This is a genomic window from Rossellomorea sp. GQ25, from assembly GCF_059758515.1.
Window position 1 is genome coordinate 264,380 of the sequence record NZ_JCAXEQ010000006.1, and the last position, 26,713, is coordinate 291,092.

A 26,713-nucleotide genomic window follows, 5' to 3' on the forward strand; every position below is an offset into this window, starting at 1 on the left:
AACATGGAATTATTTTTTGAAATTCTATTTTATATAAGTGGGTTCATTATATTCTGGGCAATGATTGGTTATCCAGTTTCATTAAAGATAATTGGCAAATTTTATAAGGGTCGCAAACTTGAAAAAGATTTTTCGCATAGACCTACTGTAACAGTTATGGTAGTAGCACATAACGAAGAAAAAGTGATCTTAGACAAACTTAATAATATTTTGGAGTTAGATTACCCAAAAGATAAGATAGAGTTCTTGATAGCTTCAGATAATAGTACAGATAGAACAAATGAAATTGTTAGACATTTTATCAAAAAACGAAAAGGTGTAAATGTAAGACTTTATGAAGTGAAGGCTCGTAAAGGGAAAACCAATGCTCAAAATGAGGCTCAAAAAACTGTTACAACAGAGTATCTAGTTATGACTGATGCTAACTCTATAATGGATAAAAATTCTGTTAAAGAACTTATGGCATCTTTTACTTCCGATGAAATTGCGTATGTTTCTGGAAGACTATCGATTGTAAATCAAACTTCAAGTGATGTAAGTGACGCTGAGGCCAGTTATTGGGATGGTGATATGGCTATTCGGGAAATAGAGGGAAGAATACAAACTATTACTGCTGGTAACGGTGCGTTATATGCTTGTAAGACAGAGGATTATTATGATTTTAATCCAATTCAATGTCATGATAGCGCAATGCCGCCTCTATATGCCCTCCAGGGTAAAAGGGCGATCGCCAACCATGATGCTATAGCTTATGAGAAGGCTGGAGAAGTCATTGAAGATGAGTTTGGTCGTAAAGTAAGGATGAATAGGATTATACTAAAACATATTTTGCCTGATGCAAGGATCCTTAACATATTTAAGTATAAATGGTTTTCCTATTTTTACTTTGGTCACAGAACTTGTAGATATTTATTATGGATAGCACACTTAATTGTATTTATCTCCAATGCTTGCTTAATTTCAGATTCCTGGTTTTATACTATGACTTTTTCTGGACAGGTACTCTTTTATCTATTGGCATTAATTAAAACCTATACTAAGACCAATAATAAATATCTGACACTAATTTACTACTACTGTGTAACTATAATTGCACAATGGGCGGGGGTCTATAATATATTGACCGGAAAGGCTAAGCCGTTCTGGGAAAAAGCAGAGAGTACAAGGTAATTTATATATAGAGGAGTTATCAAAATGAAAATAGCTGTCGCTGGAACAGGATATGTAGGATTATCCAATGCAATATTATTAGCCCAAAGCAATGAAGTAGTAGCACTTGATGTTTTGCAAGAAAAAGTAGATATGATTAACAATAAAAGATCCCCTATAATTGACCATGAAATAGAGGAGTTTTTAGCTACAAAGGAATTAAATTTAACCGCTACAACCGATTATTATATAGCATTTAGAGATGCTGAGTATGTAATAATCTCAACACCCACCGACTATGACCCTGAAAAAAAACACTTTAATACCAGAACGGTTGAAGATGTAATTGCCAAAGTGTTATCAATTAATCCGCACGCTGTTATGGTTATCAAATCTACTGTGCCGGTAGGGTATACCAATCAAGTGAGGATGAAGTTCGAAACTGAAAATATTATTTTTTCTCCGGAGTTCTTAAGGGAAGGAAAGGCTTTATATGATAATTTAAACCCTTCAAGGATTATTGTAGGAGAGCAGTCACAGAGAGCTAGAGTGTTTGCAGACTTATTAATACAAGGGGCCCATAAAGAAAACATTCCTGTATTATTTACTAATTCTACAGAAGCAGAAGCTATTAAGCTCTTTGCAAATACATACCTTGCTATGCGAGTTGCTTTCTTTAACGAATTAGATTCTTATGCAGAGTTAAGAGAGTTAAACTCAAAGCAAATTATTGAAGGTATTGGGATGGATCCAAGAATAGGAAATCATTATAACAATCCGTCCTTTGGCTATGGGGGTTATTGTCTTCCAAAGGATACGAAACAGTTACTAGCAAATTATGAAGACGTGCCAAATAATATTATGACAGCAGTAGTTGATGCTAATATAACTAGAAAAGATCATGTGGCAGAAATGATAGTAGCTAAGAAACCGAAGGTAGTAGGTATTTATAGATTAACAATGAAAATGGATTCAGATAATTTTAGGCAATCAGCTATTCAGGGTGTTATGAAACGTATAAAAGCTAAGGGAATTGAAGTAGTAATATATGAACCAAATTTAATTGAGGAAAAGTTTTATAATTCTAAAGTAATTAAAGACTTTTATGAATTTAAAGAAATTTGCGATGTGATTGTCGCCAATAGAATAACAGAGGAAATACAAGATGTCGCTGAAAAATTGTACACAAGAGATCTATATAGTAGAGATTAAGTTTTAAAATGTAAATAATCAGGAGATGGTTGTCGTGGTATTCAAAGAATTGATTAATAAACAAGAGAAACTTGCAGTAATAGGCTTGGGTTATGTAGGTATGCCAATTGCAGTTGCCTTTGGAAAGAAAATTGACGTAATAGGTTTTGATCTAAATAATAATAAGATTGAATTATATAAATCTGGAATTGATCCTACCAATGAAGTGGGTAATGAAGAAATTAGGCAGTCAACTGTTGAATTTACTTCAGATGAAAAAAAACTTAAAGAAGCAAAATTCCATATTGTTGCTGTTCCTACGCCTATAAATTCGGACAAAACTCCAGATCTTTCCCCAGTAGAGGGAGCTAGTAGAATCATAGGAAGAAATCTAACTAAAGGCTCCATTGTTGTTTACGAGTCAACTGTCTATCCAGGGGTTACTGAAGACATTTGTATTCCTATTCTTGAAAGTGAATCAGGACTCAAGTGTGGAGTGGATTTTAAGGTAGGCTACTCACCTGAACGAATTAATCCAGGAGATAAAGTTCATACTCTTGAAAAAATCATTAAAATTGTATCAGGTATGGATGAAGAAAGCCTAGAGGAAATATCGAAAGTGTATGAATTAGTTATTGAAGCGGGTGTTCATAGAGCTAGTTCTATTAAGGTTGCTGAAGCTGCTAAAGTGGTTGAAAATAGTCAACGTGATATTAATATAGCTTTTATGAATGAACTTTCCATGGTATTTGATCGCATGGATATAAACACTAATGATGTAATTGAGGCTATGAATACAAAGTGGAATGCCCTGAAATTCTATCCAGGACTGGTTGGAGGTCATTGTATAGGTGTTGATCCTTACTACTTTGTTTATGAAGCTGAGAAATTAGGATATCACAGTCAAATCATTTTATCTGGAAGAAAAATTAATGATGGAATGGGTAAATTCGTGGCAGATGCTATTATTAAAGAACTTATTTTAGCTAATAAAACTGTTAAACAATCTAAAGTTGTCATTTTGGGACTTACTTTCAAAGAGAACTGTCCTGATATAAGAAACTCAAAAGTAATTGATATTATAAAGGGGTTAAATGAATATGGTATCGAGCCAGTTATAGTTGATCCTCAAGCGGATCCTGCTGACGTAGATAGAGAATATAACCTTGGTTTAGAAGAAATTAATAGTATTGATAATGCTGACTGCCTTGTTTTTGCTGTTTCCCATGATGAATTTAAAAACTTAGATTGGAAACAAATAGATCAAATGTTTATTCAGTCTAATAATAATGAAAAAGTGGTTGTAGACGTCAAAGGGATATTAGATAAAGATGAAACTGAAAGAAAAGGCTATCGTTATTGGGGATTGTAAGTTTTATGAAATGAGGACGATTTTTAATGAATCTGTTGCATATATGTTCGTATTATAGCGGAAGTAAATTATATTCAAATTTAATTAAGGAATTAGCCGATAGCAATATTAATCAGGATGTCTTTATTCCAATAAAAGATGAGAATCAAATTGGTAAAAATGAATTGGCAAAAGATGAGTTTGAAAGTATTTCATTTCATTTTGTGAATATTCTAAAAAAAAGTGATAGACTTTTTTTTGAAAAAAAGATAAATAAGCAGTTTCAATGGGTGGAAAAGAATATATTATCTAAGAAAAATATTGACTTCATACATGCTCATACAGTTTTCAGCGATGGAGGAACAGCATATAAACTTAATAAAAAATACGGAATAAATTATATTGTAAATGTAAGAAACACTGACATTAACTATTTTTATAAATATAGAATTCATCTACGCCCATTGATGTATGAGATTTTGTTAAACGCAAAACAAATAGTCTTTATTTCACATGCATATAAGAAAAAAATAATGTCAGTATTACCAAAGGATATTCTTGAAAAAATTAAAGATAATATTATAGTTATACCTAACGGGATAGATAATTATTGGCATGAAAATCCGAGCTCACCTAAATCATTGAACTCTGAAAATGTTAAAATGTTATATATAGGAAGAATTGATAGGAATAAAAATGTAAAAGCCATTATTACAGTTCTTAATTATTTTGTGAAGAATGGACAAGGTTATACCTTAGACATAATAGGGACTGGACCCTTAGAGGAAAAAATGAAATCCTTCAGCAAGAAACTAGGGGTAGATCAGAATATAACCTTCCATGGACACCTAAAGGAAAGAGAAAATATTTTGTCTATAATGAATGATAGTGATGTATTTGTGATGCCTTCTTATACAGAAACATTTGGCTTAGTTTATATAGAGGCGATGTCTAGAGGAATTCCTATTATCTACACGAAAGGTGAAGGTATAGATGGTTTCTTCGAAGAAGGACAAGTAGGGTACTCAGTTGATCCTAATAATTGGGATCAAATTTATTCAAACATATTGAAAATAAGTGAAGGTTACAATGATATTTCTATAGAATGTAAAAAAATGGCAAAAAGTTTTAAATGGAAATATATATCTGACATGTATTTAGGTATTTATAATTATTAAATTATTTAAATAAAGAACCGGGTTGTGAAAAGTTGAAAAAACGAGTAATAGGTATTTTGAGAAATGTAACTCTACATAATATCCAGTTATTAACGAGTTTGCTGCCGAATAATAGATACTCAAATAGAATAAGAGGGGCATTAATTGCTCCTTTTTTTAAAGAGTGCGGAAAAAATTTTCAAATAGCTAGTGGTGTAATCATAATTAATCCTAATAAAATATCAATTGGTGATGATGTTTATATTGCTCATAATGTATGGATAAATGGTACAGGAGAAATTGAGATTCAATCAGGAGTTATAGTGTCTCCTATGGTTGTTATTGCCTCTACTAAACATGTATATGAAAATGGTAAAGTTAGTAATTTAAAAAGCGAGGTATCTAAGATTATTATAAAGTCGGGTTCTTGGGTAGCCAGTAATAGCGTAATAACTAAAGGAGTAGTAATAGGGGAAGGTTGTATTGTAGGTGCATGCTCTTCTGTAACAAAAGATATTCCAGACTACTATTTTGCAGGTGGAGTTCCCGCAAAGCCAATTAAAAAAATTCATGAATCTTAGTTCTTAACATTGATAAATTTATACTTAATTAACCAAATATAACAAAGGTTGCTGTACATGAAATATATGAAGATTTTAATGCAATTAAAAAAGAAAAGTAAAATGACTAATATGAAGAAATCAATATTAATCTTATTTAGTGGAAATATATTATCTCAAGTAATATTATTTGCAACAACTCCTATATTAACACGTTTATATACGCCAAAAGATTTTGGGGTATTAGCCTCTTATACTGCGTTAATTTCAATCTTATTGGCTATATCAATATTAAGTTTTGAAAAAGTAATACCTTTAGTTAATAATGAAAAATTTGCAATTAACATTGTATTATTATCTACAGCTATACTTTCTTTATTTACTATAATAGTATTTGCTCTGTTATATTATCTTGGAGAAGAAATTCTAAATATATTTAACATGATGGACTTGCTTGATTACTTTTGGTTAATACCACTAAGCTTATTTATTGCAGGATTATATCAAATTTTCAATTATTATGCTATTAGAAAAAATTCATTTAATGATATTTCAATTTCAAAAGTAAGTCAAAGTTTATCACAAGTTATAACACAAATAGTATTCTCCTTAGTTTTAGGTAGTAATACACTTTGGTTATTAATAGGGGACGGTATAGGTCGATCCTCAGGGGTATTAAGGTTATTTAAAGTTTTCTTAAACACTAAAAAAAAGTTTATAAGAGTATTTAAGCTGAAATTAGTCTTTTTAGGTTTTAGAAAATTTAAGTCTTTCTCCTTTAAAGCAACATTGGCAGCTTTCTTAAGTACCTTTACTATACAAGTCCCGATAATTATTATTGGATATGTGTATGATCCTTATTTTGCAGGGTTGTATCTATTAAGCCAGAAAGTAATTGGATTACCTATTACTCTCATAAGTAGATCTATCTCCCAAGTGTATTACAGTGAAGCAATTAAACTACTTAGAGAAGGACCTGATAAACTTTCCTCTTTTTTTAGAAAGAGCATTATGAAAATTTTCTTGATATCTCTTGTACCTTTTATTTTAATTAGTGTTATTGCTCCAACTGCTGCCGAGTATTTTTTAGGAGATGAATGGTTAGAATCTGGAAGGTATATTCAACTTTTAATTCCCATGTTTATTGCTCAAATATCAATAACACCCTTAGGACAAACTCTTTATGTGACAAATTCGACAGGTCTTCACCTGATATGGGAGATAATAAGATTAATTTTATTGTTCATAGGTATTTCCATACCAATTATTTATAATAATGATATAGATTTCATGATAATTGGTATCAGTGTTTCAATGGCTTTAAGCTATGCTGCCTATTTTGTAATTACCTTATTACATCTAAATAAACTTAAGGAAATAAATCGGAGTGCATCTTTAAAATGAATCCATACTTGAAAGAGGAACACCTTCTTAAACAAAATATCTTAATCTCTGTTATCCCATTAACTTATATGTTGATGTTAAAGCCAAATTTATCATACTTTCATTATGTAACTTATTTCTTAATAGCTTTAATAGCAGTGATAATCATCATATATTCATCTAAGTTATTTGGATTAACTCAATCATTAATTAACTTTCTGATTTTATTAGGTTTATGTTCTTTTACAATAGCTATCTCAGTGTTATTTAATTTAAGTAATTTATCTATTATGGCTTTATTTGAGGTTTTTAAACCAATCTATTTTAGTTTAATATTACTATCTAGTTATTTTGTAGGATTGTATCTAAATTACAATAAAATTTGTAAAGGCTTATTAACTCTAGCGTATATTGTCGTTTTATTTCAGTGCATTTTAGCAATAGATCAACTATGGAACTTACAAATCTTAAGTAATCTATACTTTTCTGATAAAACAAAATCATTAGGGTCATTAATTAGAATTACTGGAACGATAGGGAACCCAAATACATTTGCATGGATCGTCACTCAGATGTCTATTCTTATATTTTTATTTGAGACTAAAAAGGGTTTGAGGTTACTTTTTCTAACAATAGGATTTGTTTTAGTTTTACTATCAGGATCAAGGTCAGCATTTTTATTGTTTCCATTTATGATTTTCACAAGTAAATTACTATCTAATAGAAATACTGTTAAATTCTACTTGATTAAATTACCTATATATACAGCATTACTTGTTGGAATACTAATGATAAGTTATCAATTATTAATTAAATATGGAAGTGAATTGAAATATTTGTACCAAATCGTAAGTGTGATTGAAGATAAGTCATTTACAAGTATTAATTCATTTGATGCTCGCACCCAAATTTGGAATCATGCTTGGAAAAATTTTACTAGTGAAAACAATATGTTAATTACTTGGCTATTTGGTTTAGGACCAGGTTCACTCTCATCACTAGATAATGATTACTTATTTGCGGCTTTTAATAACGGTTTAATATTTTTTACCATTAATATATTTATTTATATGTATATTTTAATCAGGTTCATGAAAGTTAAAAACCTAAAGATTAAAGCTTTAGGTGTACAGTATATTATTTTTTCTTTAATTATAGGATTCCAAGCTGAGACATTAAGTGGTTGGAATTACCCAATACTTATCTTTTTTTATTTTGGATTAGCTTTAAGTCTTAATAGAGAACTAGTAACAAAAAATAAGTTAAGAAGTGTTATAGAAAGCAACAGGAATGAATATCGATAATCTTTACTGAATAGAGTTTGACCCAAATATGTCTGAGTCAAGAATGCTATTTTGGGCTGGCTATCAGTTTCTAGGACCCAAAGACTTCCCCAATTGTAAGATACCAATACAGGAAGTCCTATTAATGTAGATTTTGTTCAACGACTTTTAGGAGACATCACTCAAAAACATAGAATTAGTCATTGATAAACTGAATAAAAAAAGTTAAGGATTTTTTCTATTTAACTACTTAAATTTATATGAAGTATACAAGTAAAAAAAAAGACCTGCAACGTACATAACATTATGTGCGATGCAGGTTTTTTTAACTTGTTAATTATTTTTCATCACTAAAATATAATTAAAATTTTATTCCTTTTATAGAATTTATTTACTATTAAAATCGGAATGATGATAATAGAAAATAGTCCAAAAGCAACCGGATATAAAAGAGTAGGACTATTATTTATTTAATGGGGGTCATCAAAATGCACAAGCAAATCTTAAGGAAAAAGTGGCTAGCAAAGCTATTAATCTTGCTCTTACTCCTTACCACAGTATCGCTGTGAACGCTAGAATAAAGTTGACAGTTCTTGCTTGATAAGATTTTACACTTTTGCTCAATCAACCTACTACTTTAGTAAAATAGATCGTGACGTTATTTTACTGGAGGTTAGGATTTTTGGAGGAGAAGTTAGTGTTATATGTAAAGATTCATGAACTGCGTAAAAGAAAATTTAAAGTAGCACAAATCGCTAAGGAGCTTAAGATCTCAAGACCAACTGTTTACAAGTATTTAGAAATGACATTTGATGAAGCAAGAGCATACACGGAACAGCCTTTGGGGAAGAAGAGAAAATTGGATCATTATAAAGATTGGATACTTGCTTGGCTAGAAGAGTATCCTCACCTGAGTAGCGCTCAAATTCATGATTGGCTTTTAGAGAGATATCCCGACCTTTTGGTCGGTGGAAGTACTGTGAGAACGTATGTGAGAAATATACGTGAAGTCTATCAGATTGAGAAAAAGGTCATTGTGCAGCAATACGAAGCAGTTCCTGAACAACCGATGGGCAAACAACTTCAGGTAGGCTGGGGTGAAACAAAACAGAAGACGAAAGGCAACAAAGAAATCAAACTGTACTTTATTGCCTTTGTACTCGCTCACTCCAGAAACAAATATATGGAATGGCAGGCACGTCCGTTTACTACAAGAGATGCGATCAGATGTCATGAAAATGCATTTCAATTCTACGGAGGAAGAACAGAAGAAATCGTCTATGACCAGGATCACTTAATCACAGTTAGTGAAAATGCAGGTCAGCTGCTTTTAACAACAGAATTTCAAAGCTATGTGAAAGAGCGTAAATTCAAAGTTCACTTGTGTAGAAGAGCTGACCCGGAATCTAAAGGTATGATTGAAAATGTAGTGAAATACATAAAAGGCAATTTCGCCGACAGTAGAGTGTTTAGCGATATAGAAAATTGGAATGATCGAGCACTACAGTGGCTTCAACGTACCGGGAACCATCAGGTTCACCAGACAACGAAAAAAAGACCAGCAGAAGTGTTTCTCCTCGAAAAGCAACACTTACAGCCAGTCTCTTCGTTACTTTCATATGAAAGTACCAATAACCAAAGTATAACAAGAACTGTAAGCAAGGACAACACGATCCGTTATAAGTCAAACCGTTATTCCGTCCCACTAGGGACTTATCAAACAATGACTGAAAATCTTGTATGGATTGAAGTCACAGGCGACGAACAACAAACGCTTGTGATACGTAAAGAAGAAAATGGTGAAATCATAACAGAACACTCTGTTAGTTCAGAAAAAGGAAAACTCATTCAAAACCGTCATCATACTCGTGATCGCTCAAAAGGGATTGAAGAGCTAAAGCAACGTCTAGTCTCTTACTTTGAAGATCAGACTAAGGCGGCTGCTTATTTTGATGAAATCAGCCAAAAATACCCGAGGTATCGTCGAGATCAGTTTGCGATCATCTACAAGGTGAATCAACAGTATCCAGCATTAATAGATACTGTGATGAACAAGTGCATGACAGAGAAACTATACAGTGCCAATGATTTTCGTGATATAGCTCATCACCTTGATACATTGCGTGATGAACCTGTTAAAGAGGCAGAATCCTTTTATGCCAATCCAGCAAAACATTCTCATATTAAGGCCTCTACCCGTTCTTTAATTGCGTATACCAGCATTTTAGGAGGTCGAGGTTAATGAACAAGACGGTGCATGAATTACAGGATCAATTTCGACAGTTACGTTTATCAGAGACTGCGGAGTTGCCACAGCTTCTTCGCAAAGCTGAAAAAGCATCCTGGACCTATTTGGAATTCTTAGAATCTATCACACGATATGAATTAGCAAAACGTGAAGTAAAGAGCCTTGAAAAAAGAATGAAATGAGCACGCTTCCCTTTCGTGAAGTCATTAGATGAGTTTGAACTAAAAGGTCAAAACGTTCTAACAGCCCGCCAGCTTTCTCAACTTAGAGAATTAAGCTGGTTAGAGCAACAGTATAATTTAATTCTCCTAGGTCCCCCTGGCATTGGGAAAACCTTTATCGCAATAGGGCTGGGACTCGAAGCAGTTTACAGAGGATTTAATGTTTACTTCGCTACAATGGGTGAGCTTGTGCAGCTTTTAAAGACAGAAGAATATCTGAATAAATCTAAAGTCCAGCTCAAACGGATAAGAAATGCCGATCTTGTGATTATCGATGATTTGATGTACATGGCGATGGATCAAAGAGAAGAAACTTATTTTTTCATTTAATTAATCATTTATACGAACGAAGTTCGATTATCTTTACCTCAAATAAAGGTCCTGATGAATGGGGTAATTTAATTGGAGATCAAGGCATTACTACAGCTATTTTAGACCGTTTACTTCATCGTGTGGAAGTCATACATGGTGGTGAGGATGAGGAAAGTCATCGGATGAAAAACCGAAAGAGCATTTTTTGAACAGAAGTGTAAAAAGGAAACGAGCAAAAAGTGTAAAATTCAACTTGACGTCTACACGTGATTCTTCGTATTTTGCTGAATAGTAATAAAATTTAAAAAATACGTAAATGAATTAAAAATAAATTCTAAAAATTTTTGGTACGCTAGTTTTAGCTTATTAAAAACAATAGGTAAGGAGAATGAGTAAATGGATCAGGAAAGGTATGGTTTATCCAGGAGAAAATTCTTAAAGGACGCAGGGAGGATTGGAGGCGCTTCTGCTGTTCTTGGGGTGACTGGTTCCATGGGATTATTTGGACCCCAAATGGCAGGTGCGAAAGAAAATCAAAAGAATAAACACCACACCAGGCAACCGGACAAAAACAGTTCTTATATGCTGTTGAATGTACGATTAGAAAGCGGATATCAATATGAAGGTGGAGAGGTTGTCGCAACGGACACGGTCTTGAAAAACATGCGAATCGACCAAGGCAAGATCACGAAGATTTTAGATACAGGTGTACCATATGAAAAGCATCTTGACTGCTATGACGCCGATGGGAGGCTGCTTCTTCCTTCTTTTAAGGAAATGCACATTCACTTGGACAAAACCTATTATGGTGGCCCCTGGAAAGCGGCAGCCACGAGGAAAAATGGCATTTTCTCCATGATTGAATTGGAACAGTCGCTGCTACTGGAATTACTTCCGACTGCCCAGGAGCGTGCAGAGAAACTGATTGAGTTGATCCTTGGTTATGGTTCAACCTTTGCGAGAAGCCATTGTAACATCGATACGGTAGTTGGCCTTAAGAATCTGGAGAAATTACAACTGGCCTTAGCCAACTACTCAGATAAGTTAGGGCATGAGATTGTGGCATTCCCTCAACATGGTTTGCTCCTTTCCGATTCTGAGGGACTAATACGTGAGGCTATGAAGCTTGGCGTGACACATGTTGGCGGACTGGATCCAACCAAGGTCGATGGGAACATGGAAAAGTCATTGCAAACCATGGTACAAATTGCAGCAGATTATAATGCCGGGATTGATATTCACCTTCATGAAGGAGGGGAAACCGGTATAAAGGCAATTCGTAGATTAGCAGATCTGACTGAGGAAGCTGGCCTTCAAGGAAAAGTAACGATCAGCCACGCGTTCGCCCTCGCAGACTTAGCTCCAAGTGCTGACGTGGAGATGGCGAACCGCCTGGCATCATTGGGGATTTCCATTGCGTCCCATGTACCTAACGGAAAAGGTGTGATGCCGATTCCGATGCTGCAAGAACAGAATGTGAACGTCATGCTAGGGAATGACAGTATCACCGATCACTGGTCACCGTTTGGAATCGGAGATATTCTCCATAAGGCACACCGAGCTGCCGAACTGTATGGCTGGTCCAGTGAATACAAACTGTCACGGGCACTTTCTCTCGCCACCGGAGGGATTACACCATTAAATGAATCAGGTAAACAAGTATGGCCGAAGGTGGGGGACGAAGCAACAGCCGTCCTTGTTCCTGCAAGCTGCTCCGCTGAAACGGTGGCCCGCTTACCTAAATGTGATGCCGTTCTCTACAAGGGGAATGTGGCATCCGGTTCTCTCCAAGGTGTGAAGCCGAATGGGAAGAATCCGAAGAAAAATGGATAATCGTCTGACAGACAAATGAATGATTGGATTGAATCTTTCAAGCTACTAAATCAACATGAGCAGGAGGTAATAGGATGCTTCAAAATATCGGAATACCGGGCTTGATATTAGTATTAGTCATTGCCCTTATCATCTTCGGCCCATCCAAGCTCCCGGAAATCGGAAGAGCCTTCGGGTCGACATTAAAGGAATTTAAGAAGTCTACTAGAGAATTGGTTTCAGATGGTGAGTCGGAAAACCCCAAATCCAAAACAAACAATGAAAAAATAAATTAATTAATCTCCATTCAGGAAGGTGCAAGTAGGTTCTTCACTTGCATCTTCTTGTTATAACCAGGTTGGTATTCCTTTAAAGTATGGAGAGTAAGATTTATGACATTGTTTGAGATTTATAAGGTGTACAGCAATCCTTGAACGTGTTAAAAAGCCGTTAATTTCCCACAACCAGAGGTGTGTTTATGGAGAAGATGGATTTGAATTTAATTGGACATTTGGAAGAATTGCGCAAACGACTGATCATCACACTTGCTACTTTTGTGGTTTTTTTTATGATTGCTTTTTTTTATATCCAAGATTTATATAGATGGTTCATTCAGGATTTCCCGATAAAGCTTGCTGTACTGGGTCCGAGTGACATCCTATGGGTATATTTACTACTTTCAAGTGTCATCGCTCTTGCCGGAACCATTCCTGTTGCCGCTTACCAAGTTTGGCTCTTTGTCCGACCGGCATTACATGAAAATGAGAGAAAAGTAACGTTGGCCTACATTCCGGCATTATTCATTCTTTTCATTTTGGGTATCTGCATGGGGTATTTTTTAATCTTTCCCATCGTTCTTGACTTTCTGTTGTCATTATCAGGGGATATGTTCATGGAGTTCTTTACCGTGGAGAAATATTTTCGCTTTATGATCAGTATGACGCTGCCTTTTGGTTTCCTGTTCGAACTTCCAGTAGTCATAATGTTTCTCACAAGCATTGGGGTATTGAACCCTTTTCGTTTACAAAAGACGAGGAAGTATGCTTATTTCTTTCTGATTGTGACGTCTGTTTTAATTACCCCTCCTGATTTTTTATCAGATGTTCTCGTCATTATCCCATTGCTCTTACTGTATGAATGCAGTGTGTTGTTATCCAAGGTCGTTTATCGGCGAAGGAAGGAGACTTCTGAAATGGCTGCTTAAAAAGGGACGATTTAAGGTCATTGGAAAGAACAAGGGATCGCCGTGGCGTTTCCAGTGCTTCTTAATAATTTCACTCAGCTAAAGTGTAAAGCTTAGTGCGTAAAGTAATTTTGATTGGTAGAAGGATTTTTATTATCGGAGGTCTTTTTTGAATCAAGCATCGTGAATTCTTAAGGCTACACATCAAGCCATGAGTATAAACCGTTCCACCAATCAAATAGGTGTCAAAGAAAAGACTGCCTTCTTAGTAGGAAAGGCAGTCTTTCTGTTGCTTTAGTTTGGGACAGAACGAATGAAGTAAATGCTGTGTTACTTATTCCCTTCCAAAAAATCCTCAACAATCCCATTAAACTTTTCACTATGCTCCCAAAACATAAGATGCCCTCCCAATACCTCCACCGACGCTTTAGGCGCCAGCTTTCTCACGTTAGAGGTTGCCACTTCTGCCCAGTGCTCGGCGACAACAAATAGAGTCGGTACGGATTCACTGCTCTTTGCCACCTCATCACGGTAATCGGAGAAAAGCCCGGAAGAAAACAAATTCGCGGCAATATAGTAAGGTGTTTTGAGTGATTGCTCGACGATCCATACTAATTCTTCTTCCTTCAGCTCTCGTTGGACCATGACTCCGCTGGCATAAGCAGAAATGAAATCCCGTTGTCCTTTTGGATGTCGAAGGTAGTTAGTGTAGGCCGCAGCCATGTCATCAAGCGGGCCTTCCACCCATTCCTGGTCTTGGTGAACGGATAAAGATTTTGGCGGCATATCAATGAGGACTAGGGATTTGATTCCATCCGTACCGAATTGGCGGATATATTCCCAAACCGTTAAGCATCCGAATGACCAGCCGACAAGGGTTACATTCTCGACCTTTAAGTGCTTCAATACCTTTTCGAGATCTGTTCCATGCGTGACATAGTCATTCCCGTGAACCGTCATGGTTGACCGGCCATGGCTCCTGGGATCCATCACAATCGTACGGTGAGTTTTTGAAAAATGCTTCACCTGCTCTGAAAAGACTTCTGTAGTAAATGTAAACCCCGGGATAAATACAATGGGCTTCCCACTGCCGATATCCTGAACAAATAATTCGAGTCCTGGTTCCACTTCAATATAAGTGCCATATGTGTTCACGGTTGCAACCCCCTGAATTTTTTTCAATTTGTTTCTAAATTATATTCTTCATAACGTTATTTCATATCGGAAATTATTGATGAACGGAATAGCTTCTGGACCTGTTCTTAATTGTTCACATTCATTTCTTAATACTTGATTTTCGGAACGAATCTTTTTAACTTCATCTATTAATCTTGCAATGATTGTTTAATCATCAATTCCTGGTTCATAAGGAGTTCCCTCCAACTATGCTTATGAAGGAAGCTTCAATTCCCTCTTCAATATAAAGTGCCATTTCATACATTTTTCACTTGCCACATACAAAGCACCTTACAATATGATTTTTCTCCTTCTTTTTATATTTCAACCTCCCGTAAAGTCGTTCTAAGATTGATAAATAAAAGCACTGTAAAATTTAAAGATTAGCTGTTCATACTTTACAACATCCTCCTGAGCAATTGATTCCTATATCCTTCTCGACTAAATTAAATCTAATCAATCTGCTTTTCTCAATTATTGTAAGCGTTAACAAATTGGAGATTAGTAGTTTCTAATTCAAGAAGGGGGTGGATGAGAACGGGGCAATAAAAGGGTTGATACATTCATATTAGGAGGTTGAGGAAATGAAGAACGGTTACAAAAGTATTGTTGGAAGTCTCATGTTTTTTGTTTTATTTCTTTTTCCCATGGCAGTATCGGCAGAAGGTCCCACTTCTTCTCATTGGTATCCGGAAGAGTTTCTGGAATGGTCTCCTGAGCAGGATCCGGACGCAGCCTACAACAGGTCCACGGTTCCTCTGGCGAAACGGGTGGAGTCAAGTGACAGTAACAATTCTGCACGCGTTGTAGCTTTATCTGCTTTAAATCCTCATACGAGCGGTGTACCTTCTCAAGGAGGAAAGGAGTTTTATGCGAATACATTTGCCTTTTGGCAATATGTGGACGTGATGGTGTACTGGGCAGGTTCTTCCGGGGAAGGTATCATCGTGCCCCCGAGTGCTGATGTGATTGATGCTTCTCACCGTAACGGGGTACCGATCTTAGGGAATGTCTTCTTCCCGCCGAAAGTGTATGGCGGAAAAGAAGAGTGGGTCGACCAAATGTTGACGCAGCGGGAGGATGGGTCATTCCCGGCTGCTGACAAGTTGCTTGAAGTAGCAGATTATTATGGATTTGACGGCTGGTTTATTAATCAGGAGACCGAGGGTGGAGACGAGGAACAAGCGAAGAAGATGCAAGAGTTCCTTACCTATCTTCAGGATCATAAGCCAAAGGACTTTGAGGTTATGTGGTATGACTCGATGGTGAAATCCGGAGAGATAGATTGGCAGAACTATTTGACGGATGAGAACACGTACTTTCTGCAAGATGAGGCTCAGCGTGTATCCGACAGTATGTTCCTAAATTTCTGGTGGAAGGGTGGAAGTCAGGAACGCTCGCATGAAAAGGCTTTGGAAATCGGCCGATCTCCTTATGATTTGTATGCAGGAATAGATGTTGAAGCGAATGGGACTCAGACCTCTGTAAAGTGGGACAACTTAGTCAAAGAAGACGGCTCTCTTTGGACATCCCTGGGTATTTATCGCCCTGATTGGGCTTTTAAATCATCAAGAGCGATGAACGAGTTTTATCAAAAAGAAGAAGCGTTTTGGACTGGGGATCCTGAAGTGAACTGGCCAGGGATTTCAAGTCATTTTACTGAAAAGACAACGATCCAGTCGCTTCCATTCACGACGAATTTCAATACGGGAAGTGGAGAATTCTTCGCAATTGACGGGGAGAAGTCTTCTGAACAGGAGTGGAATAACCGAAGTCTCCAAGACATTTTACCGACTTGGCGTTGGAAAGTGGAAGGAGAAGGTGAATTATTGAATCCAACCTTTGATTGGAGTACGTCTTACTATGGTGGAAGCTCATTGAAAGTTCATGGAACGCGTGATGAGAATAGCAAGACGACTCTGTCCCTTTATGAAACAGATTTGGAGATTACCAAAGGCACAAAGTTTTCGATTACGTACAAAACGGATGAAAAGAAACCAGGGATGGACGTACAACTGGACTTTGATCATGATAAGACTTCATTGATGGAAGTGAAAAAGGAGAGTCGCGGAGATTGGGTCACACAAACGTTTAACTTGACGAAGTTTAAGGGACGTCATCTTTCCTCCCTTTCCCTTCACTTCGATAAAGTTAAAAAACCTGGGGAATATGAAATCCATATTGGAGAAATAAAGATTTACAATGATAAAGATAAGCCTCGAAAGCCAACAGGGCTTGAGGTCTCTCAAATCGAATTTGTAGATGGTTTATATGCGGATGTTAGGCTGTCATGGAATAAAATGGACGAAGTGAAACATTATGAGGTGTACAGAATTCATTCAGATGGCTCTAAAGAGTGGGTAGGGGCTACTCCAAACCATGTCCTTGCCTTGAATGACTTGAAAAGGGATGGAAAAGAAGCAGCTACTTCTTATGAGTTGGTACCAGTCAGTAAGGAGCTTGTAAGAGGTGAAGGCAGTGTGGTTGCGATGGACTGGCCAGCTTACCCGAAACCGGAAGCAGACTTTCGGGTCGATCAAACGGTTATACGACCGGGTGATAAGGTGCAGTTCTTTAGCGAAGCTTCAGAAGTAACGGAAGAGTGGGAATGGCAATTCGAGGGCGGTCAGCCGGAAGTTAGTTCAGAGAAGAACCCTGTCGTTCAATATCCCGAGGAGGGGTTATTTTCCGTAACCCTGACGGCTCGGAATACATCGGGTGAAGATGTCAGGACGAAACAAGCTTATATTTATGTCTCTGAAGACGCGGATGCGATTGAAAATGTTGCCTTGAATAAAGCGACTGAATCAAGTGGTGACTGTGCTCCAAGTGAAGGAGCAGATAAGGCTATTGATGGGGTAGTGGAAAATAACAGTAAATGGTGTGCGCTTGGTACGGATCAGTGGATGGTGGTGGATTTAGAAGATACGTATCATTTATCTAAATTCATCGTGAAACATGCTGAAGCAGGAGGGGAATCTCCGGCGTTTAACACGAAATCTTTTGTTATAGAGACAAGTATGGATGGAGAAACGTGGGAAGAGAACGTAAGCGTGGATGATAATCAGGCCTCTGTTACCGAGCATACGATACCCGTGACAGAAGCTCGCTTCGTTCGTTTATCGATAAACGAACCTACCCAAACAGGGGATCAAGCTGCACGGATTTATGAACTGGAGGTTCATGGATATTAAATATTTTACTTATGTAGAATAGAATTCTGCCAAAATCGGCTGTCGATTTTGGCCTTTTTTATAGATGGCAATAGGAAGTTGGGATAGTCGATAAGATGGAAAGTGATGGGGGAACATAATGACTAGATTGAGGGAGTGAAGCGATCATTCGGAATAAGCCACTACTGATGATTGATTGTCAGTCAATGAAAGAAGATCGAACACTATTTCGTACTTGATAGAACTTACATTATGTAAGACAATCAATTGGGAAGAGTTAATAGCCTAAAGATTGATGAAATGTTTGATATCAACTAAGTGGAGCTCAAGAGAATCAACTGAATGAGATCGTTGATAAGATTAGTAAAATTGTATAAGTACATACAAAAAGTAAACATTAGGAGGCAACCATGAACCAACCACTATTTCTTCAACCCGTATTCCAGGAAAGAATCTGGGGAGGTACGGCGTTAAAGGACCAATTCAACTACGATATTCCATCCGATATAACGGGTGAATGCTGGGCCATATCCGGTCATCCGAATGGACAGAGCACAGTAGTCAACGGTGAGTTTGCCGGAAAGACGATTGGCGAGCTTTGGAACGAGCATCGTGAGTTATTTGGGAACCACTCTTCACCGGTGTTTCCATTACTGACGAAAATATTGGACGCAAACGCAGATCTTTCTGTACAGGTGCACCCGGATGATACCTATGCTAAAGAACATGAAAACGGTGAACTGGGTAAAACCGAGTGCTGGTACATCATCGATTGTGATGAAGATGCCGAAATGATCTTTGGTCATACAGCTCAAACGAAGGAAGAGTTTGTATCGATGATTGAAAAAGGCGAGTGGAATGACCTGCTGCGACGCATCCCGGTTAAGCCTGGTGACTTCTTCTATGTTCCAAGTGGCACCATCCATGCGCTTTGCAAAGGAACATTGGTGTTAGAAACACAGCAAAGTTCGGATACGACGTATCGTGTGTATGATTATGATCGTAAGGATGGGGAAGGGAATACCCGTGAGCTGCATATCGACAAATCGATTGAAGTGACGACCATTCCACACAAGGCTGCGGCTGTTGAACCGGTTGTGGAGAAACGAGAAGGGGTCGAGTCTACGAAATTTGTAGAAGCAGAATACTTCACAGTGTACAAATGGCGAGTCGATGGACATGCCGCATTTGTGCAGGACCAGCCATTTCAATTAGCAAGTGTACTGGATGGAAACGGTGTACTGAAGGTCCAAGGAGAAGAGTATTCTCTTACAAAAGGAGATCATTTCATAATACCCGCGGATGTTGAGACATTTGAGATTGAGGGACAGGTTGAGTTGATTGTTTCTCATGTTTGATTGGTTATAAGAATGGCGCAGAGCTTAGAGCTTTGCGTTTTTTTTATCATTCTTTTACTTTTCCTCTAAGTAAAAAGAGTAGGAAATCATCCACAAAAAGTGTCATTTTTAAAGTTTTCATGCGTTTATTAAAGGAGTTGGAGTGAACATATTCCAACTCCTTTTTTTTCTATATATGATGGCTTTAAGAAGAAATGTAAGCGATTTCTAGAGAGGGTGTTAAGGATGGAATTTCCTGATGGTTTTTTATGGGGAGCGGCTTCTTCGGGACCTCAGATGGAGGGAGCGGGAAGTAGTGGAGGAAAGGCTCAAAATGTTTGGGATTATTGGTTTCAGAAGGAACCTGAACGTTTCTTTCAGCAGATAGGGCCAAAAGAGACTTCAGGCTTTTATGCTCACTATAAAGAAGACATAGTCACTATGAAGCAAACGGGCTTTAATTCCTTTCGAACCTCGATATCTTGGTCGCGGTTATTACCTGATGGCATTCAAGTGAATGAAGAGGCGGTTGCCTTTTATAGGGATGTATTTCAGAGGCTTAAAGAAAGTGGCATTAAGCCCATTGTTAACTTGTTTCATTTCGATATGCCCTTTCGATTGTACGAGAAAGGCGGTTGGGACAATCGGGAAGTGGTCGATGAGTTTGAGTTTTACGCTAAGGTGGCCTTTGAACGATTTGGGGATCTTGTTGAGGAATGGGTCACGTTTAATGAACCCATTGTACCCATTGAAATGGGTTATTTAAATGATAAGCATCTGCCGGGAGTGTTCGATCTCAATCGAGCATTTCAGGCTGGATATCATACGTTGATGGCCCATGTGAAAGCAGTGAGGGCATTTAAGGATAGGAACCATCGGGGGAAAATAGGTATCATTTTAAACTTAACGCCAAGTTATCCCCGCTCAGACAAACCTAAAGACTTGGAAGCAGCTATGTGGGCCGATGTGCTGTATAATCGGAGCTTTTTAGATCCGGTTGTTAAGGGTGAGTTCCCGGAAGAGTTGTTGTCCTTCATAGAACAAGAACACATTCTCGTCCGTTATTTTCCTGGAGACTTCCAACTATTGAAAGATTCCCCCGTGGACTTTCTTGGTGTTAATTATTATCAACCACGAAGGGTACAGGCAGGGGCACCTGCTTCGACAAACACACTTGATCACTATTTCGAACCGTATCATTGGGACGGAGCGAAAATGAATCCACATCGCGGCTGGGAAATATACGAAAAAGGCATTTATGATATTGCCCTGACGGTAAGAGACAAATATGGAAACATCCCCTGGTATATAGCGGAGAATGGGATGGGAGTGGAAGGTGAATCAAGGTTTAGAGATTCATCAGGGATGATTCAGGATTCCTACCGGATTGAATTCATGAGCAATCATCTAAAGTGGCTTCACAAAGGAATAAAAGAAGGGTCAAATTGTTATGGGTATCATGTATGGACCTTCATTGATAACTGGTCATGGCTAAATGAGTACAAAAATAGGTATGGACTCGTTGAACTGGATTTGAAGACCGGGAGAAGGTATAAGAAAAAAAGTGCAGACTGGTTTAAGGCACTTGCCGAATCAAATCAGCTTCCGAATTTAGGGTGATAAGATATGGAGTTTTTATTAACCATTGATATAGGCGGCACCTATATTAAGCTTGCGCTGATTTCTATTACAGGTCAGTTAGTTGAGAAAGAAGAAGAATCAACCCCTCAATCAATCGATGAATTTAGTGACATGATCGATCAGTATTATAAGCGGATGAACAAGAATTATTCCTTGATTGGCATAACCATTAGTAGTCCGGGAAGTGTGACGGATGCAGGGAATGTCTTAGGATATAGTGCTGTGCCATTTGTTCATGAGCATAATGTCAAGCAGTTGCTCGGAAAGAGATATTGTTTGCCGGTTGCAATGGAGAATGATGCCAATTGCGCTGCCCTTTCAGAGCTTTGGAAGGGGGCGGCAAGAGAAAGTGAAACGTTCGCCTGTATCGTATGTGGTACGGGAATAGGTGGGGCTCTTGTCATTAACAAGAAACTCTTCAAGGGAGCAAATCTTCATGGAGGCGAATTTGGATACTCGATTTTAGCAAGTGACATTCATGAAAATGTTTATGAGACATGGAGTGAGTTGGGTTCGTCCTCTGCGATTTCAAGAAGGCTGAAGCATCAAGCCCCTTATGACGATGGATGGACAGGGCCGCTGGTATTTGAACAAGCCGGGAAGAACCATGAAGGAGCTCAGAAATCATTAGATTCCTTTTTTTATACTCTGGCGATCGGAATCTTCAACATTCAGTACATATTGGATCCTGAGAAGATTTTGGTAGGGGGAGGCATTACTAGACAGCCTGATTTTATAGAGGAGCTGGAATCCAGAATGGACAAGATATTGGATTCAAAGCCTATTGCCAAGGTACGTCCCTCCATCTCTTTGTGTCACTATCTGGATGAAGCCCAATTAGTTGGAGCTGCTTATGTGTGGTTGGCAGAATACAGAAAGGGTGATCTTCATGTTTAGTCGATTAGGCGGATTATTTACAGAAGCGAGCCTTTGGATTTGGAAGACGATTCAGCTTAATCTTTTTTGGATTTTACATATTGTAATGGGCGGTGTTGTCTTTGGGATTTTTCCTGCAACCGTTTCTTTATTTGCCATTACTAGAAAGTGGTTGCAAGGTGGACGGGATGAACCTTTCTTCCGTGAATACCACCACTATTACAAAAAGAATTTTTGGAAGGTTAACGGTCTGGGCTGGATCTATTCAAGTGTTGGTCTATTCTTATGGATTGATCTTTATCTTGTGACTCAACTAAAAGGGATCATTGCTTTATTCAGCACGATGCTCATTTTATTCATACTCATCCTGTATGTATTTTCATTTCTATATTTATTCCCCTATTACGTTCATTTTGACCAGTCTTTTAGGCGTTACCTGTACCAGCCATTTATTATTACGATCATCAGCTTCAAACAGAACCTTATCCTCTCCATCGGCTTAACGATGGTAGGTTACCTGATTTATCAAATGCCTGGGTTAATTCCCTTTGCCTTAGGTGTCATGCCTTCCTATTGGGTGATGAAAGTTTCGATGAATCGCTATACACAGTTGCAAGTGAAAATGATTGGAGGAGAGTCATGATGGAGAACAAAACCGCTCATATTATTTCCCATTCTCATTGGGATCGGGAATGGTATATGTCACTGGAAGAACACCGTTATTACTTAGTAAAGCTGTTTGATGATTTGTTAGAGCAATTGGCACAAGACCCGGGTTTCCACAGTTTTCACCTGGATGGACAAACGATTATGGTTGATGACTACTTGCAGGTCCGTCCTGATAAAGGAGAAGAAGTCAAACGATATATTCGTGAAGGACGTTTGATCATCGGTCCATGGTATATCTTGCAGGATGCATTTCTTACAAGTTCTGAAGCGAATGTAAGGAATTTGCTTTATGGGATGAAAGATACGAAGAAACTTGGGCAAGATGGTACGCTGGGGTATTTTCCTGATACGTTCGGCATTTACGGACAGGCACCCCAATTATTACAACAAGCAAATATAGATGTTGCAGCCTTCGGAAGAGGGGTGACACCGACAGGGTTTAATAATCAGGTTCATCACGGTGATGAGTTCTCTTCCCCTTATTCAGAAATGAAGTGGGAAGCTCCTGATGGCTCGAATATATTAGGGATCTTATTTGCCAATTGGTATTCCAATGGAAATGAAATTCCCACCGATGAAGTGGAGGCTGAAGACTTTTGGGAAAAGAAACTTGCAGATGCTGAGAAGTTTGCTTCTACTTCCCAATTATTATTTATGAATGGTTGTGATCATCAACCTCTGCAAAAAGATATTGTAAAAGCTATCACGACTGCAAATGATCTCATTCCGAATGTCACATTCAAGCACTCAAGTTTCAAAGAATATATAGATGAGGTGAAAAAAGAACTGCCGGATGAGCTTCAAACCATTCGTGGAGAACTCAGGAACCAAAAAACGGATGGATGGTCGACACTTGTGAACACGGCTTCTGCGAGAATTTATTTAAAGCAGGCGAACGACCGCTGTCAGTCTCTATTGGAAAGAGTATTGGAGCCGATGGGACTCCTGGTAGAAGACAAAAGACTTCACCGTGATTTTGCGGAATTTTATTGGAAGATGCTTATGGAGAATCATCCTCATGACAGTATATGTGGATGCAGTGTAGATGGCGTTCATCGGGAAATGGAGACACGTTTTGATAAGGTTGAGAAAGGGGCTTTGAGATATATTACGGAGCAAGCGCGTGAGATTGCATCCGGTATCTCCACGACACATCATAACCCTGAAGCGATTCCACTTATCCTGTTTTACACGGATGGAAAACCTTCTACTCAGGTCATTCGAGAAAAAGTGATGGTTCAGAAAATCTATTTTGATGAATTGGATTTTCGTCAGATTCCCAATACGTTAAAGAACACCCCACTCCCTTCTTTTGTAATAGAGAGAGGGGATGGTACGAGGTTACCTGTTCTTGTGAAAGAAAGGGGCATCTCATTTGGTTACGACCTCCCGAGAGATGGATTCAGAAAACCTTATTATGCTAAGGAAATAGAAATAACATTTGCAATAGAATCCCCTATTCATATAGGCTATGAAACTTGTTATTTAGTGCCTGGTGAAGACACGCCTCTTGAGGAGAACCTTATGTGGCACCAATCAGAACAAGAGCTTGAAAACGAGCATATCTGCGTGACCGTTCATGAGAACGGATCCTATTCAATCTTGGACAAACAAACGGGCTTTCATTATGAAAGTCTTGGTATATATGAAGACATGGGGGATATCGGAAACGAGTATATGTTCAAAGCAAGTAGTGACGGTACCGTCTTCACGACGAAGCAGCAAACCTCTACCGTGAACATTGTAGAAAATAACCCGTATCGTGCATCCATTGAGATTGAGTCCAAGATTTCTGTCCCGAAGCAAGCAGATGAACAATTGGAAATTGAGCGGCAGGATCTGGTCTGGCACCCAGAACGTAAAGCGGGACGACATGAGGAAGAAGTGTTGCTAACCTTTAAAACATGGCTCATCCTCGAGAAGGGTTCTAAAGGGCTGAAGGTCGAAGTAACAATAGACAATCAAGCAAAAGACCATCGCTTGCGTGCGTTGTTTCCTGTTGGAACAGGGAATCTGTATCACTTTGCGGATAGTGTGTTTGAAGTGGTAAAGCGTCCAAACCAACCGGAAAGCCAGTGGATCAATCCGACCTTCGATCACCATATGCAAAGGTTTGTCAGCCTGGATGACCATGAGAAGGGATTGACGATTGCTGGGAAGGGTCTTCATGAATATGAAATCGTGGACGGAAAATCCATTGCGGTCACACTGCTCCGATCCGTTGGGGAGCTCGGGGATTGGGGGGTGTTTGAAACACCGGAAGCACAGTGCCTTGGTCTAAATAAAGCAGAATTTATGGTGATCCCCCATCGAGGAAATGTCATTGATTCACGTGCTTTCAATGAAGCCTATCACTATTATTTGAATCCGACTGTTGTTCAAGTAGAACAAGGTGAAGGAAGAAATGAAAAGACCAGCAGTCTATTCAAATGGTCGGGTGATGCTTTAGCCTTGACTGCATGCAAGCCTGCGGAAGAAGGAATAGGAATCATTGTCAGGTGGTTTAACCCGACGGATGAACCACAGGAACTGAGTGTAGAGGGAGATGAAGTCTATCTTTCTACGATTCTAGAAGAAAAGAAGGAATTTCTAGGACACGGAAACGTGGAGAGGACCATCCGTCCTAAAGAAATTATCACTGTTTTAATTCAAACTGACGAGGAGTGAATGATCATGAGTGAAAAAGTAGTACCAGCGTCTTTTCAAACGATTATGAATAAAGTGAAGTCGGCCTATATCCATGATCCGGAAGTCTATGAATTATTCGAAAATTGCTTCTTGAATACGTACCAAACGACTTTGAAAAAGGATGGAGATGGAACCTTTGTGATAACAGGGGACATCCCGGCCATGTGGCTCCGGGATTCGTCCGCTCAGGTTCGCCCGTATTTGATTCTCGCGAAAGAAGATGCGGAGATTGCCGCTATGCTGAAGGGGGTCATCGAACGCCAATGGAAGTACATTCTTCTGGATCCTTATGCGAATGCCTTCAACCAAACGGCTGACAATCAAGGACATCAGGCCGACCGTACGGAGATGACTCCTTGGATTTGGGAACGTAAATATGAAGTGGACTCCCTGTGTTACCCCATTCAATTGACATACCTCTATTGGAAGGCGACAGGTGATGAGAGCGTATTGAATGAACAGCTAAAGGAAGTGCTGACCGTCATCCATGATGTCTGGAAAGTGGAGCAGGATCACGAGGCAGAATCTCCGTATCTCTTTGAACGGGAGAACTGCCGCGTATCGGACACTCTTCTAAGGGAGGGGAAAGGTGGATACTCCGTGAAGACAGGTATGACTTGGTCGGGATTCCGTCCTAGTGATGACGCATGTTTGTATGGATATCTTGTGCCTGCCAATATGTTCGCTGTTGTGGTGCTAGGATATGCGAAGGAAATGCTTGAGGAAATGATGGAGGACCAGCTCGCCGGTCAAATGGAGCAGCTTTCTGTTGAAATCAAGAAGGGTATCGAGACATCCGCTAAAGTGAACCATCCGGTCTTCGGGGAAATCTATGCTTACGAAACCGATGGGGACGGACGGTACAATCTAATGGATGACGCCAACGTACCAAGCCTTTTGGCCATCCCGTACCTAGGATATACAGATCCTTATAATGAAACGTATGTAAATACCCGGAAGTTCATTCTAAGTCGCCACAATCCTTACTTCTATGAAGGGAAAAAGGCGGAAGGAGTCGGAAGTCCCCACACACCTGATCATTACATCTGGCACATCGGCCTGGCAATCCAGGGAATGACGGCGACTTCTAAAGAAGAAAAGGCAAGGATCCTCGAGATGTTCAAGAATACACACGCATCTACACATTACATGCACGAAGGATTCGATGCCGATCGTCCGGAAGAGTTCACTCGTTCTTGGTTTGCGTGGGCCAATTCCATGTTTAGTGAATTCATTCTAAGCGAAGTCGGGATCTTCGTACCGGAAAGTCCGTTGGGGCTTGCTAAGCAGTAAAAATTCTTGA

General features: G+C 38.5%; 19 protein-coding genes and 1 pseudogene. 19 read left to right on the top strand and 1 reads right to left on the bottom strand.

Translation table 11 applies throughout. From position 1 onward, the window contains the following. Nucleotides 1–3: 3 nt before the first annotated feature. From AC6CIB_RS19100 to tatC, 12 genes and pseudogenes are all read left to right on the top strand, one after another. Nucleotides 4–1,170: a glycosyltransferase family 2 protein gene (locus AC6CIB_RS19100; RefSeq protein ID WP_498283347.1), complete on the top strand. Its 1,167-nt coding sequence runs from the start codon at nt 4–6 to the stop codon at nt 1,168–1,170. A 24-nt stretch (nt 1,171–1,194) separates the two neighbouring features. Then, nucleotides 1,195–2,361: a nucleotide sugar dehydrogenase gene (locus AC6CIB_RS19105; RefSeq protein WP_498283349.1), complete on the top strand. Its 1,167-nt coding sequence runs from the start codon at nt 1,195–1,197 to the stop codon at nt 2,359–2,361. Nucleotides 2,362–2,386: 25 nt separating this feature from the next. Beyond that, nucleotides 2,387–3,712 carry a nucleotide sugar dehydrogenase gene (locus AC6CIB_RS19110; RefSeq protein WP_498283351.1) on the top strand — a complete coding sequence of 442 codons (1,326 nt, stop codon included), beginning with the start codon at nt 2,387–2,389 and terminating at the stop codon, nt 3,710–3,712. Between the two features lie 26 nt (nt 3,713–3,738). Beyond that, entirely contained in the window at nt 3,739–4,869 is a 1,131-nt protein-coding gene (locus tag AC6CIB_RS19115; RefSeq protein WP_498283353.1) for a glycosyltransferase family 4 protein, read from the top strand. A 32-nt stretch (nt 4,870–4,901) separates the two neighbouring features. Then, complete coding sequence (locus AC6CIB_RS19120) at nt 4,902–5,429, top strand: acyltransferase (RefSeq protein WP_498283355.1); 528 nt, start codon at nt 4,902–4,904, stop codon at nt 5,427–5,429. 57 nt (nt 5,430–5,486) lie between these two features. Beyond that, nucleotides 5,487–6,812 carry an oligosaccharide flippase family protein gene (locus AC6CIB_RS19125; RefSeq protein ID WP_498283357.1) on the top strand — a complete coding sequence of 442 codons (1,326 nt, stop codon included), beginning with the start codon at nt 5,487–5,489 and terminating at the stop codon, nt 6,810–6,812. After that, nucleotides 6,809–8,095, top strand: a complete 1,287-nt coding sequence (locus AC6CIB_RS19130; protein ID WP_498283359.1) for an O-antigen ligase family protein — start codon at nt 6,809–6,811, stop codon at nt 8,093–8,095. The genes AC6CIB_RS19125 and AC6CIB_RS19130 overlap by 4 nt, the downstream gene beginning before the upstream one ends. 676 nt (nt 8,096–8,771) lie before the next feature. Then, entirely contained in the window at nt 8,772–10,316 is a 1,545-nt protein-coding gene (istA, locus tag AC6CIB_RS19135; RefSeq protein WP_498283509.1) for an IS21 family transposase, read from the top strand. Continuing rightward, nucleotides 10,316–11,064 (top strand): annotated as a pseudogene (istB, locus tag AC6CIB_RS19140) (IS21-like element IS643 family helper ATPase IstB). The gene istA and the pseudogene istB overlap by 1 nt, the downstream one beginning before the upstream one ends. Nucleotides 11,065–11,437: 373 nt before the next feature. Continuing rightward, nucleotides 11,438–12,688: an amidohydrolase gene (locus AC6CIB_RS19145; RefSeq protein ID WP_498283511.1), complete on the top strand. Its 1,251-nt coding sequence runs from the start codon at nt 11,438–11,440 to the stop codon at nt 12,686–12,688. A 74-nt stretch (nt 12,689–12,762) separates the two neighbouring features. Beyond that, nucleotides 12,763–12,963 (top strand): twin-arginine translocase TatA/TatE family subunit, encoded by a 201-nt coding sequence (locus AC6CIB_RS19150; protein WP_498283361.1) that lies wholly within the window; start codon nt 12,763–12,765, stop codon nt 12,961–12,963. A gap of 182 nt (nt 12,964–13,145) precedes the next feature. Further along, nucleotides 13,146–13,871, top strand: a complete 726-nt coding sequence (gene tatC / locus AC6CIB_RS19155) for a twin-arginine translocase subunit TatC (RefSeq protein WP_498283363.1) — start codon at nt 13,146–13,148, stop codon at nt 13,869–13,871. A gap of 309 nt (nt 13,872–14,180) precedes the next feature. Here the strand turns inward: tatC and AC6CIB_RS19160 are convergent, their stop codons facing one another. Continuing rightward, nucleotides 14,181–15,005 carry an alpha/beta fold hydrolase gene (locus tag AC6CIB_RS19160; protein WP_498283365.1) on the bottom strand — a complete coding sequence of 275 codons (825 nt, stop codon included), beginning with the start codon at nt 15,003–15,005 and terminating at the stop codon, nt 14,181–14,183. 605 nt (nt 15,006–15,610) lie between these two features. Here AC6CIB_RS19160 and AC6CIB_RS19165 point away from each other — a divergent pair. The 7 genes from AC6CIB_RS19165 (at nt 15,611) to AC6CIB_RS19195 (ending at nt 26,703) form a co-directional block, all read left to right on the top strand. Continuing rightward, nucleotides 15,611–18,220 (top strand): endo-beta-N-acetylglucosaminidase, encoded by a 2,610-nt coding sequence (locus AC6CIB_RS19165; protein WP_498283367.1) that lies wholly within the window; start codon nt 15,611–15,613, stop codon nt 18,218–18,220. Nucleotides 18,221–18,609: 389 nt separating this feature from the next. Then, a complete protein-coding gene (gene manA / locus AC6CIB_RS19170) occupies nt 18,610–19,557 on the top strand; it encodes a mannose-6-phosphate isomerase, class I (RefSeq protein ID WP_498283369.1) in 948 nt (315 codons plus the stop codon). Between the two features lie 225 nt (nt 19,558–19,782). Further along, nucleotides 19,783–21,156 (top strand): glycoside hydrolase family 1 protein, encoded by a 1,374-nt coding sequence (locus tag AC6CIB_RS19175; RefSeq protein WP_498283371.1) that lies wholly within the window; start codon nt 19,783–19,785, stop codon nt 21,154–21,156. Between the two features lie 6 nt (nt 21,157–21,162). Next, complete coding sequence (locus AC6CIB_RS19180) at nt 21,163–22,074, top strand: ROK family protein (protein ID WP_498283373.1); 912 nt, start codon at nt 21,163–21,165, stop codon at nt 22,072–22,074. Further along, nucleotides 22,067–22,696, top strand: a complete 630-nt coding sequence (locus AC6CIB_RS19185) for a YesL family protein (protein ID WP_498283375.1) — start codon at nt 22,067–22,069, stop codon at nt 22,694–22,696. The genes AC6CIB_RS19180 and AC6CIB_RS19185 overlap by 8 nt, the downstream gene beginning before the upstream one ends. After that, complete coding sequence (locus AC6CIB_RS19190; RefSeq protein ID WP_498283377.1) at nt 22,693–25,389, top strand: alpha-mannosidase; 2,697 nt, start codon at nt 22,693–22,695, stop codon at nt 25,387–25,389. Before AC6CIB_RS19185 ends, AC6CIB_RS19190 begins: the two co-directional genes overlap by 4 nt. Further along, complete coding sequence (locus tag AC6CIB_RS19195) at nt 25,390–26,703, top strand: glycoside hydrolase family 125 protein (RefSeq protein ID WP_498283379.1); 1,314 nt, start codon at nt 25,390–25,392, stop codon at nt 26,701–26,703. Nucleotides 26,704–26,713: the final 10 nt, after the last annotated feature.